General features: G+C 70.4%; 10 protein-coding genes. 6 read left to right on the top strand and 4 right to left on the bottom strand.

What is annotated here, in order from left to right:
* The coding region (locus DK254_RS19785) for an AhpA/YtjB family protein (protein WP_256595908.1) at positions 1–706 on the bottom strand (706 nt) is incomplete at its 3' end.
* 189 nt (positions 707–895) lie between these two features.
* Here DK254_RS19785 and serB point away from each other — a divergent pair.
* Together serB and DK254_RS19775 are read left to right on the top strand one after the other, a co-directional pair.
* Entirely contained in the window at positions 896–2,116 is a 1,221-nt protein-coding gene (gene serB / locus DK254_RS19780; protein WP_089389977.1) for a phosphoserine phosphatase SerB, read from the top strand.
* Positions 2,117–2,547: 431 nt separating this feature from the next.
* A complete protein-coding gene (locus DK254_RS19775; RefSeq protein WP_109933014.1) occupies positions 2,548–3,720 on the top strand; it encodes an integrase core domain-containing protein in 1,173 nt (390 codons plus the stop codon).
* A gap of 315 nt (positions 3,721–4,035) precedes the next feature.
* Here the strand turns inward: DK254_RS19775 and DK254_RS19770 are convergent, their stop codons facing one another.
* The 3 genes from DK254_RS19770 to DK254_RS19760 form a co-directional block, all read right to left on the bottom strand.
* A complete protein-coding gene (locus DK254_RS19770) occupies positions 4,036–5,238 on the bottom strand; it encodes an NAD(P)/FAD-dependent oxidoreductase (RefSeq protein WP_109935133.1) in 1,203 nt (400 codons plus the stop codon).
* A gap of 221 nt (positions 5,239–5,459) precedes the next feature.
* Positions 5,460–5,831 (bottom strand): response regulator transcription factor, encoded by a 372-nt coding sequence (locus DK254_RS19765; protein WP_109935132.1) that lies wholly within the window; start codon positions 5,829–5,831, stop codon positions 5,460–5,462.
* Positions 5,832–6,027: 196 nt separating this feature from the next.
* Entirely contained in the window at positions 6,028–7,026 is a 999-nt protein-coding gene (locus DK254_RS19760) for a GlxA family transcriptional regulator (RefSeq protein ID WP_256595906.1), read from the bottom strand.
* Positions 7,027–7,293: 267 nt separating this feature from the next.
* Between DK254_RS19760 and DK254_RS19755 the strand changes: the two genes are divergently transcribed.
* The 4 genes from DK254_RS19755 to pqqF form a co-directional block, all read left to right on the top strand.
* Positions 7,294–7,968, top strand: a complete 675-nt coding sequence (locus DK254_RS19755) for a response regulator transcription factor (RefSeq protein WP_109935131.1) — start codon at positions 7,294–7,296, stop codon at positions 7,966–7,968.
* A gap of 22 nt (positions 7,969–7,990) precedes the next feature.
* Positions 7,991–13,108, top strand: a complete 5,118-nt coding sequence (locus DK254_RS19750; protein WP_109935130.1) for a trifunctional serine/threonine-protein kinase/ATP-binding protein/sensor histidine kinase — start codon at positions 7,991–7,993, stop codon at positions 13,106–13,108.
* 734 nt (positions 13,109–13,842) lie between these two features.
* Entirely contained in the window at positions 13,843–14,067 is a 225-nt protein-coding gene (locus DK254_RS19745) for a hypothetical protein (RefSeq protein WP_109935129.1), read from the top strand.
* A gap of 70 nt (positions 14,068–14,137) precedes the next feature.
* On the top strand, positions 14,138–16,169 hold a 2,032-nt coding region (pqqF, locus tag DK254_RS19740), incomplete at its 3' end, for a pyrroloquinoline quinone biosynthesis protein PqqF (protein WP_218281427.1).

Raw genomic sequence — 16,169 nt, 5'->3', positions numbered from 1 at the left:
GGGCCGGCGGCTTCTCCGGCACCAGGCGGGCCTGGAGCTGGCGGGCCAGGTCGCCGATCTCGTTCTGCAGGCCGGCGCCGGGGGCGGGGTCGTCCGGGTCGCGCAGCCACACGCGCAGCTGCAGCAGCGGGGTGGAGATGTGGCGGCCCAGGCGCAGGCTGAGGGTCAGGGTGAGCAGCAGCAGGATCAGGCTGATCAGGCCCATGCTCTGCAGGCTGACCATCATCGGCTGCTGGAACTGCTCCATGTCCAGGCTGATGCGCAGCTGGCCGGCCATGACCTCCTGGAAGGTGATCTGCGTCGAGTAGACCCCCTCGGTGTCGCCCAGCAGGCCCTGCTTGGGCCGCGAGCCGGCCTCGGCCAGGGTGCGGCCGTCGGCGCTGTAGATGGCGGCGTGGGCCACCAGCGGGTTCTTGGTCAGGTTGCCCAGCAGCACGTTGAGGCTGAGGATGTCGTTGGACACCAGCAGCTCGGTGGCCGAGGCCGCGGTCTGGGTGGTCAGGCTCTGGCCCACGGCATCGGCCTGCTGGTGCATGGCCTGCTTGAACTGCATGCCCATCACCCAGGCGTAGATCAGCAGCGCCGCCGCCACCAGCACCAGGCTGTGGATGGCGATGCGCAGGGCGATGGGCACCCGGCGCTGGCGCAGGGCGTGGTACAGCAACAGGAAGAAATTGTCGGGCTTGACGGACGTGGGCCGGGTCACAGCGGGCTCGGTCTTCTATGAAAGGACAGTCCCGGCAGTATAACGGCGCCCTGGGAAGGGGCAAAGCGCCGGTCCGCCCGTGATCCGGCCGGCGCGCACGATCCGATCGGCGGTTGTGCCGCCGGCGGGCGAGGCGACGGCCGAGAAAGGCGGTAGAATGTGCGCTTTTTCCATGGCGGAGACTGCGCCTTGCGCGAAATCGTCCTGATCAACATCACCGGGGAAGACCGCCCCGGCCTCACCGCGGCCATCACCGGCGTGCTGGCCCAGGGCGGGGTGAACATCCTCGACATCGGCCAGGCGGTGATCCACGACACCCTGTCCTTCGGCATCCTGGTGGAGATTCCCGACACCGAGCGGGCCTCCGCCGTCCTCAAGGACGTGCTCTTCACCGCCTACGAACTCGACCAGCAGGTGCGCTTCACCCCCGTTTCCGAGGCCGACTACCAGCAATGGGTCGGCGGCCAGGGCAAGCCGCGCCAGATCGTCACCCTGCTGACGCGCCGGGTGACCGCCGAGCAGTTGCAGCGGGTCAGCTCGATCACCGCCAAGTACGGGCTGAACATCGACCACATCGACCGCCTGTCCGGGCGCATGCCGCTGGACATGCCGGCCGAGCGCGGCAAGGGCTGCATCGAGTTCTCCGTGCGCGGCGAACCGGCCGACCCGGTGGCGCTGCGCGCCGAGTTCCTCAGCGTGGCCCAGGAGCTGAACGTCGACATCGCCTTCCAGCGCGACTCGCTGTACCGCCGCAACCGCCGCCTGGCGGTGTTCGACATGGACTCGACGCTGATCGAGGCCGAGGTCATCGACGAGCTGGCCAAGGCCGCCGGCGTCGGCGAGAAGGTCGCCGAGATCACCGAGCGCGCCATGCGCGGCGAGCTGGACTTCCGCGCCAGCTTCAAGGAGCGCCTGGCGCTGCTCAAGGGCCTGTCCGAGGACGTGCTCGAAGAGATCGGCGCCTCGCTGCGCCTGACCGAGGGCGCCGAGACGCTGTTCGCCGAGCTCAAGCGCCTGGGCTACAAGACCGCCATCCTCTCCGGCGGCTTCACCTATTTCGCCCGCCAGCTGCAGGCGAAACTGGGCATCGACTACGTCTTCGCCAACGAGCTGGAGATCGTCGACGGCAAGGTCACCGGCGTGGCCGTCGAGCCGATCGTCGACGCCCAGCGCAAGGCCGACCTGCTGCGCGAACTGGCGGCGAAGGAAGGCCTGCAGCTGGAGCAGACCATCGCCGTAGGCGACGGCGCCAACGACCTGCCGATGCTCGGCCTGGCCGGCCTGGGCGTGGCCTTCCGCGCCAAGCCGCTGGTCAAGCAGTCGGCCAAGCAGGCCATCTCCACCCTGGGCCTGGACGGCATCCTCTACCTGCTGGGCTTCCGCGACCGCGAGGGCGTGGACGGGCGTTGAGCCACGCCGCCGCCGTCGAATGCCGGTGTGGCGGCCAACGGCGGATAACCGCGAACGGTTATTCGCCCTACGGTTCAGGGCGGTGCCGTAGGGCGCATAACGCCTACGGCGTTATCCGCCGCCATCGAACACCGGTGTGGCGGCTAACGGCGGGTTATTCGCCCTACGCGAACCTTGGCCTTCTGCTCCTCCCTTAACCTTGTCATTCCCGCGAACGCGGGAACGCAATGGCTTGGGGGCTTGGTGTAACGCGCCGCTCCGAGTGCGTTGATGTCTCTTGTTTCGCCCCCTCGGGCGAGTCCCTTTTGTCAAACGCCACAAAAGGAACCAAAAAGGCTTGCGGTACGACTCACCCACATAGGTGACAAATCGGTTCAGGCACATGGGTAACAGTTTCTAACCTGCAGGGGTCACCTCACGAGGACTGGCCCATGCCTTGGCGAGAGCTGAAACCTATGGATGAGAAAGTACTGTTCATTGCCGACTATCTGCGTGAGCTCTACAGCTTCACTGTGTTGTGCGAGCGCTTCGGCATCAGTCGCAAGACCGGCTACAAATGGGTGGAGCGCTACCGACACGCGGGTCTGGAGGGGCTGGACGAACAAAGCCGGCGCCCCCATAAGCAAGCGTTTACGACGCCTTACGTGATCCGCGAATACATCCTCAAGTTACGTCGGGATTCGAATGTCGATTTAGGCCCGAAGAAGATCCAGGTGCTGGTCGAGCAGCGTTACCCCGGGCAGAGCCCTTCGCGGACCACGATTTACAACATCCTCAAGCAGGCGGACCTGATCGCGCCGCGACGAGTGCGCCAGCGGATACCAGCTTATCCAAAACCACTGACCCCGGCGAAGGCTCCCAACGACCTCTGGACGGCCGATTACAAAGGGCAGTTCCTCACCCGCGATGGGCAATGGTGCTACCCGCTTACGGTCATGGACCATGCCAGCCGCTACCTCCTGGCCTGCGATGGACTGCTTGGCCCACGCCTGGCCGAAACGCAGGCGGTCTTCGAGCGCCTGTTCCGTACCTACGGACTACCGTCCCGCCTGCGCACGGACAACGGCACGCCCTTTGTCAGCAAGGGGCGGGCGGGCCTGTCGCGGTTATCCATCTGGTGGTTGCGCCTGGGCATCCTCCCCGAACGCATCGCACCCGGCCACCCGGAACAGAATGGTCGCCATGAGCGTATGCACCGCACGCTCAAATTCGCCACTGTCCAGCCACCCGAGGCTGATCTGAGCAGTCAGCAGACCTGCTTCGAGAACTTCCTGCAGCACTACAACCATGAGCGGCCGCATGAAGCCCTGGAGCAGAAAACCCCGGCGCAGTGCTATGTCCCTTCACCACGAGCCTTCCCGGACCGCCTGCCTGAGCCCAGTTATCCAGGGCACATGGAGGTATACCGGGTCGACGGCGCAGGCTTGGTCAATCGACGGGGAATGCAGATTTATGTGGGCTATGTGCTACAGCGCGAACTCGTCGGACTGGAACTCACCGGTGAGGGCATCTGGGCTGTGCATTTCGGCCCAATCGTTATCGGCAAGCTGGACGAACACGAGCGAAATGATCGATACCTGACGATGCGAGTGTCACCCATGTGACTGAACTCATTTGTTACCCATGTGCTTGTCCTCTACATTGCCCGCATACGGGCCCGATGGAGCCGGGCTACCCTCACGAATTCCCCCGCCACGGAGGCCCGCCCCGAGGGTACGTCCCTGTAGCCCATCGGGGCTCTCGCGACATCCATGTCGCATGACCTCCTGAGCGCCGGTTTCGCTCGGCCTCCTGAAGGGGCGTTCCGGTGCGCTCGGAGGTTTCTCTGGAAGTCCAAAATCAAGAGCGGCACGGCTCTTCGTAGGATCGAGGGGGACGCCTAGTTCTTGCCCGCGAACCCTGGCTCCCCGCGTCCGCGATCAGGCCACCGGAATGAGCGGATCGGCCGCCGCCAGGGCGATGCTGCGGTCCGCTGCCGGCGGGTAGATCCACAGGGTGTTGATCTGCGTCTTCAGCTCCTTGGCCGGCTGCCCGACCAGCTTGACCTGGCGGTCCCAGCCCTCGGTGTACACCGCGCCCCAGGCGCCCAGGTCCAGGCAGGTCACGTACTTGGGCTGGCGGTAGGTGGTGGGCGGCACGCCCAGCAGGTCGGCGGCGGCGTTGTTGCCGGCGTGGCGGCCCAGGGAGATGGCGTGCTGGCAGGACATCACCGCGTGGTTGCCGAGGTCGTCGGTGGCGGCGTAGGCCACGTCGCCGGCGGCGAATATCCTGCCCTGGCCGCGTACCCGGAGGTTGCCGTCCACGTGCAGGCGGCCCTGGGCGTCGCGCTCGCCGCTCACCTGCCCGGTCAGCGGGCTGGCGCGGAAGCCCACGGTCCAGATGAGCGTGTGGCTGTCGATGCGGCGGCCGTCGGCGAGGGTCACGCCATTGGCGTCCACCGCCGCGACGCTGGCGCCGGGCAGCCATTCGATGCCCAGTTCCCTGGAGGCTTCGACGATGGACGGGCGGATGCCGTCGCCCAGGGCGGCGGCCACCTGCGCGCCGCGGTCGACGATGACCACACGGATGTCCTGGTCCGCGCCCAGCGCCTGGCGCAGGCGCGCCGGCATCTCGGTGGCGGTCTCGATGCCGGTGAAGCCGCCGCCGGCGATCACCACGGTGTTGCGCGCCGGGCTGGCGGGCCGCTCGCCCAGGGCCTTGAGGTGTTCTTCCAGGCGTGCCGCGGACTCGATCTGGTCGACGTCGAAGGCGTGACTGTCCAGGCCCGGCACCGGCGGCCGGGCGAGCTGGCTGCCGGTGGCCAGCACCAGGCGGTCGTAGCCCAGCTCGCCCTGGCGGCCGGCGGCGTCGCGGTAGCCGACGGTCTGCGCCTGCTCGTCGATGCGCTCGGCGGTGCCCTGGACGAAGCGTATGCCCACGGTGTCGAACAGGGCGTCCAGCGGGGCGAACATGCGGTCCACCTCGGGCTCGTAGAAGCGTGGGCGGATGCGCAGCTCCGCCTGGGGCGCCAGGAGGGTGACCTGTACGTCGTGACGGTCGTGTTTGTCCAGCAGGCGTGCCGCGCTCAAGGCGCTCCAGAGCCCACCGAAGCCTGCGCCAACGATCAGAATCTGCTGTTTCATGACTTGCTCCCGAATAGGTGAGGGGATGAATGACCTTGAAGTTTCGGCTTCAGGTCCGGCGTGACGATCATCGTGCCGGTATTGGCTGCATCCGATCGTCCGCTGTGGAATTCATGCTATTCGGGGAACTTGCGCCGCACACTTCTACATGGGGTTCGCGGAATAGTGCGTTGGTCTGGCGGATATATACCTAGGTATCGGCGGAACTTGCCGGGGAGGTTTCAGCAGGGCTGGCGCAGGGCGCTTTCGATGCACGCGAGCAGGCGCTCGGCGTCGAACGGTTTGGACAGGCAGGCGAGCGGGACGGGAACCGCCTCGGGGTAGGCGGTGATGAAGATGACGGGAACGCACAGGCCCATGGCGATGAGCCTTGCATGCAGCTGCAGGCCGCTCATGCCGGGCATCTGCACGTCGGAAACCAGGCACTGCACCTCGCCGGGCTCTCCGGCGGAGAGAAAGTCCAAGGCGCTGGAATGACTGCGCACGCGGTAGCCGCTGGCGCGCAGCAGGCTCTCCAGCGCCGCGCGCACGGATTCATCGTCGTCGACCACGGCAATCACGGCCGTATGGTGACTCGGGGGTTCTTGGATCATCCGAAATTGCTCGTGGCGGTATCTGTCGAGATTTCAAGATACGCCAGCGGACAAGGCGAAGAAGTATACCTGGGTATAGTCCGGCGAGACCTGGGTATGGGTTCTTGCAAACTTCCGTCGAGGCACTTTCCACAACTTCGTAACTTGCCTTGATCACTAAAAGGCAAGCTCATCCATACGAAGACGAAGGCAGCACTCAGGCCTCGCGAGTGAAACGGCTGCGGTAGTCGCGCGGGGAGAGGGACAGGTTGCGCTGGAAGGTGCCGCGCATCCGCTCCTCGTTGCCGAAGCCGCATTGCCGGGCGATCTGCTCGATGCTCTGCGTCGAGTGCTCCAGCAGGCGCCTGGCCGCCTCCAGGCGGAACAGCTCGATGGCCCTGGACGGGGTGCGGCCGGTCTTCTGCTTGTAGACCCGCGAGAAGTTGCGCGGGCTCATTCGCGCGTGCTCGGCCAGGCTTTCCACCGTCAGCCCGGGCTCGCCCAGGTGCTCGGCCAGCCACAGGTGCAGCTCGTCGAACAGCGGGCTGTCCGCGGCCTGGGACTGCAGCAGCGTGCTGTACTGCGCCTGGCCGCCGGGGCGCTTGAGGTACACCACCAGTTCGCGGGCCACCGCCATGGCCACCTCGCGGCCGCAGTCGGCCTCCACCAGGGCCAGCGCCAGGTCGATGCCGGCGCTCACGCCCGCCGAGGTCCAGACCGCGCCCTGCTGGATGAAGATGGCGTCGGCATCCACCTGCACCGCCGGGAAGCGCTGCCCGAGGGTGTCGCAAAGGGCCCAGTGGGTGGCGGCGCGGCGGCCGTCGAGCAGGCCGGCCTTGGCCAGCAGGAAGGCGCCGCTGCACACCGCGGCGACGCGCCGGGCCCGCGGCGCGGCGGCGGCTATCCAGGCCGCCAGCTCGGCGTGGCTGTCCAGTGTCTGGCAGATGTCCGGGGCGCCGGGGACCACCAGGGTGTCCACCGCCAGGCTCTGCGGCGGGGCCAGGGGGACGCTGTCCACCGCCAGGCCCTCCACCGTGCGCACCAGGCCGCCGGCAAGGCTGGCGGTGTGCAGGCGGTAGCCGGGCAGGCCGCGTTCGGCCAGCGCCTTGCTGGCGGCCCAGAACACCGTCTGGGCGCCGCTGAGGTCGAGCAGGCCCATGTCCGGGTAGGCCACGAACAGCACGTCGCGCGGGTGTGCGCCGGGTGTTTCGTTCATCACGCTGTCGCCAGGGTTTCCGCTCATCGCCACGCCGCCATGCCCGTTCCAGTTGCCTGGCGGAATACCGCCTGCGGCTGCGCTTTGCAAGCGCGGCGTCGGTGCTGGCCGATAACCTGGGATTTATGGCCTGGCGGGTGCGCGCGGCGGCGCGCTAGCCTTTTCCGGATGACAACCGTCCGGCCGCCGCGTTGCCGGGCATGGTGGCATGGGCTAGATTTTTCGGGCTGCATGCCGCAAGCATCGCCGGCCAGCAGAGGAGACGAAATGAGTTCGTGGTCGCAATCGGGTTCGGCCCAGGGCGCCGCCGGCCACCAGGAGCCCGTGGTCTACGTGGTGGACGACGACGAGTCGATGCGCCTGGCGCTGTCGGGCCTGCTGCGCTCCATCGGCCTGCACGTGGAGACCTTCGAATCCCCCCGGGACTTCCTCGCCTTCCCCCGCCACGACGTGCCCAGCTGCCTGGTGCTCGACGTGCGCCTGCGCGGCGAGAGCGGCCTGGCCTTCCAGGAGCAGGTGGAGAAGCACGGCCTGCGCATGCCCATTGTGTTCATGACCGGCCACGGCGACATCGCCATGACCGTCAAGGCCATGAAGGCGGGGGCGGTCGACTTCCTCGCCAAGCCGTTCCGCGACCAGGACATGCTCGACGCCGTGGCCAGCGCCCTGGCCAGGGACACCGAGCGGCTCGCCGCCGAGCGCTCCAGCGCCGGGCTGCGCGAGGCCTACGCCGCGCTCACCGCCCGCGAGCGGGAGGTGATGGGCTACGTGGTGGCCGGCCTGATGAACAAGCAGATCGCCGCCGAGCTGAACCTCAGCGAGGTGACGGTGAAGGTCCACCGCGGGCAGTTGATGCGCAAGCTGGCGGCGCGCTCGGTGGCGGACCTGGTGCGCAAGTCCGAGGCCCTGGGCGTCCCGCCGCAGACGCGCCGGGCCCCCTGAGCGGGCGCGGCGTGGAGCGGGGATGAGCGACAGACAGCAGGCCCTGTGGGACGACGGCGAGCGCGTCTTCAGCCGTGGGTGGCACCCGCGTGACGAGGCGCTGGGCGTGCTGCTCGCGCGCCCGGCCGGCGAGCCGCCGCCGCCCGCCAGCCTGGAGCGCCTGGCCCACGAGTTCGGCCTGAAGGACGCGCTGGATGGCGCCTGGGCGGTCCGCCCGCTGGCGCTGCTGCGCGAGGGCGGGCGCAGCCTGCTGGTGCTGGAGGACCCCGGCGGCGAGCCGCTGTCCGCGCAACTGGGCGCGCCCATGGAAACGGGCCGCTTCCTGCAGCTGGCCGTGGGCATCAGCGCGGCCCTGGGCCGCCTGCACCAGCGCGGCCTGGTGCACAAGGACCTGAAGCCGCCACACATCCTGGTCGACTGCGCCGACGGCCGCGTCCGCCTCACCGGCTTCGGCCTGGCCTCGTGGCTGCCGCGCGAGCGCCAGGCGCCGGAACCGCCGGAGACCATCGCCGGCACCCTGGCCTACATGGCGCCCGAGCAGACCGGGCGGATGAACCGCTCGATCGACTCGCGCAGCGACCTCTACGCCCTGGGCATCACCCTCTACCAGATGCTCACCGGCGACCTGCCGTTCGCCGCCAGCGAGGCCATGGAGTGGGTGCACTGCCACATCGCGCGCCAGGCGGTGCCGCCCGATGCGCGGGTGGCGGGCATCCCCGCGCCGCTGTCTCAGCTGGTCATGAAGCTGCTGGCCAAGACCGCCGAGGAACGCTACCAGAGCGCCGCGGGCCTGGAGCACGACCTGCGCCGCTGCCTGGCGAGCTGGCAGCGCCAGGGGCGCATCGACGACTTCCCGCTGGACGGGCACAGCGTGCCGGAGCGCCTGCTGGTCCCCGAGAAGCTCTACGGCCGCGACGCCGAGGTGGCCACCCTGGTCGCCGCCTTCGAGCGCATAGTCGGCGGTGACGCGCCGGGGCTGGTGCTGGTGTCCGGCTACTCCGGCATCGGCAAGTCCTCGGTGGTCAACGAGCTGCACAAGCTGCTGGTGCCGCCGCGCGGGCTGTTCGCCGCCGGCAAGTTCGACCAGTACAAGCGCAACATCCCGTACTCGACCCTGGTGCAGGCCTTCCAGGGCCTGGTGCGCATGCTCCTGGGCAAGAACGACCGGGAACTGGCGCGCTGGCGCCAGGCCCTGCTGGCGGCGCTGGGCGCCAATGCGCGGGTCATGACCGAGCTGATCCCGGAACTGAAGCTGGTCATCGGCGAGCCGCCGCCGCTGCCGCTGCTCGAACCGCAGCAGGCGCAGCGCCGCTTCCTGCTGGTGTTCAAGCGCTTCATCGGCGTGTTCGCCCGGCCGGAGCACCCGCTGGCGCTGTTCCTCGACGACCTGCAATGGCTGGATGCGGCCACCCTCGGCCTGCTGGAAGAGCTGCTGACCAGCGACGACCTGCGCCACCTGATGCTGGTCGGCGCCTACCGCAGCAACGAGGTGGACGAGGCCCACCCCTTGCGCGCCACGCTGCGCAAGGTCGGCAAGGCACAGGTGCGCATCGACGAGATCGGCCTGGCGCCGCTCGGCCGCGCCCACGTCGAGCAACTGATCGCCGAGGCCCTGCACGGCGAGCCGGCGCGCGTCCGCCCGCTGGCGCAACTGGTGCACGGGAAGACCGCCGGCAATCCGTTCTTCGTCATCCAGTTCCTCCAGGCCCTGGCGGAGGAGGGCCTGCTGGCCTTCGACGCCGGCGCGCGGGGCTGGCGCTGGGACCTCGGGCGCATCCAGGCCATGGGCTACACCGACAACGTCGTCGACCTGATGCTCGACAAGCTGGGCCGCCTGCCGGCGCAGACCCGCGAGGTGCTGCAGCAGCTGGCCTGCCTGGGCAACCGCGCCGAGGCCGGGGCGCTGGGCCGCGTGCTGGCGCTGCCACGCGGCCAGCTGCAGCGGGCCCTGTGGGCGGCCATCCGGCAGGAGCTGGTGGAACGCGTGGACGGCGCCTACGCCTTCGCCCACGACCGCATCCACGAGGCGGCCTACCTGCTGATCCCCCAGGCCGAACGCGCCGCGGCGCACCTGCGGATCGGCCGCCTGCTGGCCGAGCAGACGCCGCCGCAGGCGCGCGAAGAGGCCATCTTCGAGATCGTCGGCCAGCTCAACCGTGGCGCCGCGCTGATCGCCGAACCGGCCGAACGGGAGCGGCTGGCCGGGTTCAACCTGCTCGCCGGGCAGCGGGCCAGGTCCTCGGCCGCCTATGCCTCGGCGCTGGCTTATTTCAGCCGGGGCCTGGAACTGCTGGACGAGGCGTGCTGGCAGGCCCGGCACGAGCTGATGTTCGCCCTGGAGTCCGGCCGCGCCGAGTGCGAGTTCGTCACCGGCCAGGTGGCCGTGGCCGAGCAGCGCCTGCGGGCGCTGTCCGGACGCGCCGCGACGACCGTGCAACGCGCCTGGGTGGCCTGCCTGCAGGTGGACGTCTACCTGATCCTCGACCGCCGCGACGACGCGGTGGCCGTGTGCCTGGATTTCCTCCGCCACGTGGGCATCGACTGGCCGGCCCACCCGGACGACGCCACTGTGCAGGCCGAGTACGAGCGCATCCGCGCGCAGCTCGGCGCGCGGCCCATCGAGACGCTCATCGACCTGCCGCCGATGCGCGACCCGCTCGCCCTGGCCACCATCGAGGCGCTGACCACGCTGTTCTCGCCGGCCCTGCACACCGACGGCAACCTGGCCTGCCTGACCATCTGCAAGGCCATCAACCTCAGCCTGGAGCACGGCAACGGCGACGCCTCCTGCGTGGCCTACGCCAACATCCCGCGGGTCGCCGGGCGGCGTTTCGGCGACTACGACGCCGGCTTGCGCTTCGGCCGGCTCGGCTGCGAACTCGTCGAGCGGCGCCACCTGGAGCGCTACGAGGCGCGCACCCTGCTTTCCTTCTCGCTGTTCGCCGCGCGCTGGGTGCAGCCGGTGCGCGCCTGCGACGAGCAGCTGCGCCGCGTGTTCGACAGCGCCAACCGCACCGGCGACCTGCCGTTCGGCGCCTTCGCCTGCAACAGCCTGGTGTCCAACCTGCTGTTCGGCGGCGAGCCGCTGCCCGAGCTGCAGGCCGAGGCGGAGCGCGGCCTGGGCTACGCCGGCAAGGTGGGTTTCGGCCTGGTCATCGACTTCCTCGACAACCAGCTCGCCCTGGTCCGCACGCTGCGGGGCCTGGCGCCGCGCTTCGGCCACCTCGACCAGGGCGGCTTCAGCGAGGCTGACACCGAGGCGCGCCTGGCCGGCGCCTCGCGGGTGTACAGCTGCTGGTACTGGATCCGCAAGCTGCAGGCGCGCTACTTCGCCGGCGACCACGCGGCGGCGCTGGAGGCCTCCGCCCAGGCGCAGCCGCTGCTGTGGACTTCCCATGCGTTCATCGAGGAAGCCGAATACTGCTTCTTCGACGCGCTCGCCCACGCGGCGCTGTGCGACGCCGCTGCGCCGGGCGACCGCCACCTCGGCGCCGTGGCCGCGCACCGGGAGGAACTGCGGATGTGGGCGCACCTGTGCCCGGCGAACTTCACCTGCCACGTCCTGCTGCTGGAGGCCGAGCTCGCCCGCCTGCAGGGCCGCGTGGCGGATGCCGAACTGCATTACGAGCAGGCCATCCGCGCCGCCCAGGAAGGCGGCTTCATCCAGGTCGAGGCGCTGGCCAACGAACTGGCGGCCGCCTGCTACGCCACGCGCGGGCTCGACAGGGTGGCCCGTGTCTACCTGCAGGGCGCCGGCGACTGCTACCAGCGCTGGGGCGCCGAGGGGAAGGTGCGGCAGCTGCAGGCGCGCCATCCCTTCCTCGGCGAGCAAGCGCCGGCGCCGGGCCCCACGGCCACCATGGCCACCCCGGTGGAGCAGCTGGACCTGGCCACCGTGCTCAAGGTGCTGCAGACCACCTCCGGCGAGATCGCGCTGGAAGGGCTGGTGGACCGGGTCATGCGCACGGCCATCGAACAGGCCGGCGCCGAACGCGGCGTGCTGGTGCTCCAGGGTGCCGGCGAGCCGCGCATCGTGGCCCAGGCGACGGTCGACGACGACGCGCCGGCGCTGCAACTGCGCGACGAGCCGGTGAGCGAGGCGCTGCTGCCCGAGGCGGTGCTCTACCAGGTGCTGCGCACCGGCCGGAGCCTGGTGCTGGACGACGCCCTGGCCGAGGCGGCGTACGCCAGCTCGGCCTACGTGCGCAGCCGCCAGGCGCGCTCCATCCTCTGCCTGCCGCTGATGAACCAGGGCCAGCTCACCGGCGCCCTGTACCTGGAGAACAACCTGACCGCCCGGGCCTTCAGCCCGGCGCGCACCGCCGTGCTCAAGCTGGTGGCCTCGCAGGCCGCCAGTTCCCTGGAGAACGCTCGGCTGTACCGCGACGTCGCCGAGCGCGAGCGGCGCTACCGCGAGGTGCAGGCCGAACTGGCCCACGCCAACCGCGTGGCGACCATGGGCCAGCTCACCGCGTCCATCGCCCACGAGGTCAACCAGCCGATCGCCGCCACCGTCACCAACGCCTACGCGGCGCAGCGTTGGCTGGCGGCACGGCCGCCGGAGCTGGGCGAGGTGGGGCAGGTGCTCGAACGCATCGTCAAGGACGCCAACCGCGCCTCGGACGTGCTCAAGCGCATCCGCGGGCTGCTGCGCAAGGCGCCGTCGCAGAAGGCCGCGGTGGACATCAACGAGGCGATCCTGGAAATGGTCGAGTTCACCCGCGGCCAGGCCGCCAAGGGCGGTATCTCCGTACGCACGCGGCTGGCCGAGGGGCTGCCGCCGGTGCAGGGCGACCGGGTGGCGCTGCAGCAGGTGCTGCTCAACCTGATCATCAACGCCATCGAGGCCATGGGCGACGTCGACGACGGGACGCGCCAGCTGGACATCGAAACGGCGGCGGACGACGAAGGCGGCGTGGCGGTGAGCGTCGGCGACTCCGGCCCGGGGTTCGCCGCGCAGGACGCCGGGCAGCTCTTCGCGCCTTTCTACACCACCAAGCCCAGCGGCCTGGGCATGGGCCTGTCGATCTGCCGCTCGATCGTCGAGGCCCATGGCGGGCAGCTCCAGGCGCTCGCCAACCCGCCCCGCGGCGCGCTCGTCCGCTTCAGCCTGCGGGGCCGCCCGGACGAGGCCCCATAGCCGCGACAGGCCACCGTCCACGATTGCCCCCCGCCACGCCGGACGCCCCGCTGGCACGGCCAACGGCGGATAACCGCGAACGGTTATGCGCCCTACGGGTAGACCTGGCGTAGGGCGAATAACGCTCCGCGTTATCCGCCGTTTGACCTTGGCCGCATTCCGCTCGGTACCGGGCACGGAGCCGCCGTCGGAGCTGCGCCAGGCTCAACCACGGCGTTGCCGACAAGGAAGGTGAGGCGGCGGATAACCGCGAACGGTTATTCGCCCTACGGGTGGGCCTGGCGTAGGGCGAATAACGCTCCGCGTTATCCGCCGTTTGGCCTTGGCCGCATTCGGCTCGGCGCCGGGCACGGAGCCGCCGTTGGAGCTGCGCCAGGCTCAACCACGGCGTTGCCGACAAGGAGGGTGTAGCGGCGGATAACCGCGAACGGTTATGCGCCCTACGAGTGGGCCTGGCGTAGGGCGAATAACGCTCCGCGTTATCCGCCGTTTGACCTTGGCCGCATTCCGCTCGGCGCCGGGCACGGAGCCGCCGTCGGAGCTGCGCCAGGCTCAACCACGGTGTTGCCGACAAGGAAGGTGTAGCGGCGGATAACCGCGAACGGTTATCCGCCCTACGGTTGGCACGGCCGTAGGAGCGGACTCCGTCCGCGATTGTCCCCGCCGCGCCGAGCGCCCCGGCCGTACCCGGCTCGGCTATGCTGGAATTTTCGACTGCCTTGCGAGGGTGCGTCATGGGCCTGAACGATGCGAGCCAGCGGCTGCGGCGCGAATTACTGAACATGGCCTTCCGCCACGAGGGGCTGGCGACCGACCTGGGGCGGGCCGCCGAGCAGCTGCCGGCGTCCCAGGCGGTGCACCTGGTGCGCATGGCGGCGTTCCTGCAGGGCGATGCCGAACGGCTGATCGCCATGGCCGAGCAGGTGCGCACGGGCGTCATCAGCGCCAGCGGCTCCTGACCCCTCCAAAGCACTATTCCCTTCCTCCGGCGTGCGGGTAAGGTGGCGGCAGAACACCACTGGATTGCCCATGAACCGCAACGCCACGCCCCCGCAGGCCCGCCAGGTCGTCCTGGCCAACGGCCTGGGGCTGACCCTGGTGCACGATCCGCAGGCCACCCGCGCCGCCGCCCTGGCGCGGGTGGCGGCCGGCAGCCATGACGAGCCGCGGGCGCACCCGGGGCTTGCGCATTTCCTCGAACACCTGCTGTTCCTCGGCGGCGCGCGCTTCGCCGCGGGCGAGCGGCTGATGCCCTGGGTGCAGGCGCGGGGCGGGCGCCTGAATGCCAGTACCCGGGCGCGCACCACGGACTACTTCTTCGAGGTGCCCGCCGCGGCGCTGGACGGGGGCCTGGCGCGCCTGGCGGACATGCTCGCCGGCCCACTGCCGGAGGCCGGCGCGCAGCTCGGCGAGCGCGAGGTGCTGGAAGCGGAGTACATCGCCCGCGCGACCGATGCCGGCACCCTGATCGACGCGGCCCTGGCCGCCGGGATGGCCGAGGGGCATCCGCTGCGCCGTTTCGTGGCCGGCCGGCGTGCCAGCCTGGCGGTGGAAGAGGAGGGCTTCCAGCGCGCGCTGCGAGACTTCCACGGCAGCTTCTACCAGCCTGGCAACCTGCAGCTGTGGCTGCAGGGGCCGCAGTCGCTCGACGAATTGCAGGCGCTCGCCGCCAGGTATTGCGAGGGCTGGCCGGCCGGCCAGCTGCCGGCCCGCGAGCGCCCTCCGACCCTGGCGCCGTTGGCGGAGGACTGGCTCCACCTGCGCCTGCCCGGTGCGCCGCGCCTGGTGCTGGGCTTCGCCGTGGATGAGCTGGACGCCGCCGCCGAGCAGACCCTCGATGCCCTGGCCGGCCTGCTGGCCGACGAGGCGGCTGGCGGGCTGCTGGCCTGGCTGGGTGAGCGGGGGTTGTGCGATGCGGCGGCCCTCCGGGTGGCCTACCGCGCAGCGGGGCAGGCGCTGCTGGCGGTGACCTTCGAGCTGGCGCAGGCCCGGCATGCGCCGACCGTCGAAGCGGCCTTCCTCGATTGGCTGCGTGCACTGCGCAGTGGCAGCGGCGAGGTGCTGGTGCTGGCTGAATGGCATCAACTGGCGCCCCTGGAACAACTGCGCCAGCGGGCTCGCGGCCTGCCGGCGCCGGTCGTGCCGCAGTGGCTGGCGGCGCTGGACGCTTCGCGCCCGGTCCGCCTGCTGGTCGCGCCGGATGCGCCGGGCCGGCCCACCTGCGTGGCCGGCTTCGAACTGCAGCTCGGGCGCGGGCCGGCCAAGCCCCTGGACTTCGCCCCCCGGGCCTGGCGCTTCGAGGCGCCGGCACCGGCCAGCACAGCGCCGGCGGGTACGTTGCACCTGCGCTGGCGCTTCCCGAATGTGCCGGCCCGCAGCCACTTCCTCGCCCTGCGCCACGGCCTGCGCCCGCTGGCTGGGCTGGCGCGGCGCAATGGCGTGAGCCTGCGCCTGGACGAGGAGGGCGCCGACTGGGCCCTGGGCCTGCAGGGCCCGGCCGACCGCCTGGAAAGCTGCCTGGACCGCGCCCTGGCGCTGCTGGCCGAGCCCCCTGCGGCGCTGGCTGCCCAGGGCGAACGCCTGCTGCAGCGCGAGCTACAGCGCAAGGCCGCCGAACTGCCGATCCGCCGCCTGCTCGACGCCTTGCCGGCCAGCCTGGCGGGCGAGGGCGAGGGCCTGCCGGACTGGTCCGCGGCGCGTTGGGACGTGCTGGCCCGCAATACCGAGCCGCCCCGGGCGAGCCGGGTACCCGGCCTGCCGGCGATGCAGCCGCTGTTGCCGCCGGCCCTGGCCGCGGGCCGACATCGCCGCGTCGTAGCGGGCGAGGGCGAGGCGGCGCTGCTGCTGTTCTGCCCGCTGCCAGGACGTGGCGCGGCGCAGGAGGCCGCCTGGCAGCTGCTGGCGCGCGAGCTGGAGGGTGGCTTCTACCAGCGCCTGCGCGTCGAGCTGAACCTGGGCTACGCGCTGTTCTGCGGCTTCCGCCAGGTGGCCGGCTGGCGCGGGCTGCTGTTCGCGGTGCAGTCGCCGCACGCGCAGCCGGAGGCCCTGTATGGCCACCTGC

The sequence above is a fragment of the Pseudomonas sp. RW407 genome (assembly GCF_003176655.1).
Classification (GTDB): domain Bacteria; phylum Pseudomonadota; class Gammaproteobacteria; order Pseudomonadales; family Pseudomonadaceae; genus Pseudomonas; species Pseudomonas delhiensis.
The sequence above is the reverse complement of the archived record's forward strand: the minus strand, read 5'-3'. Positions and strand labels throughout refer to the sequence as shown.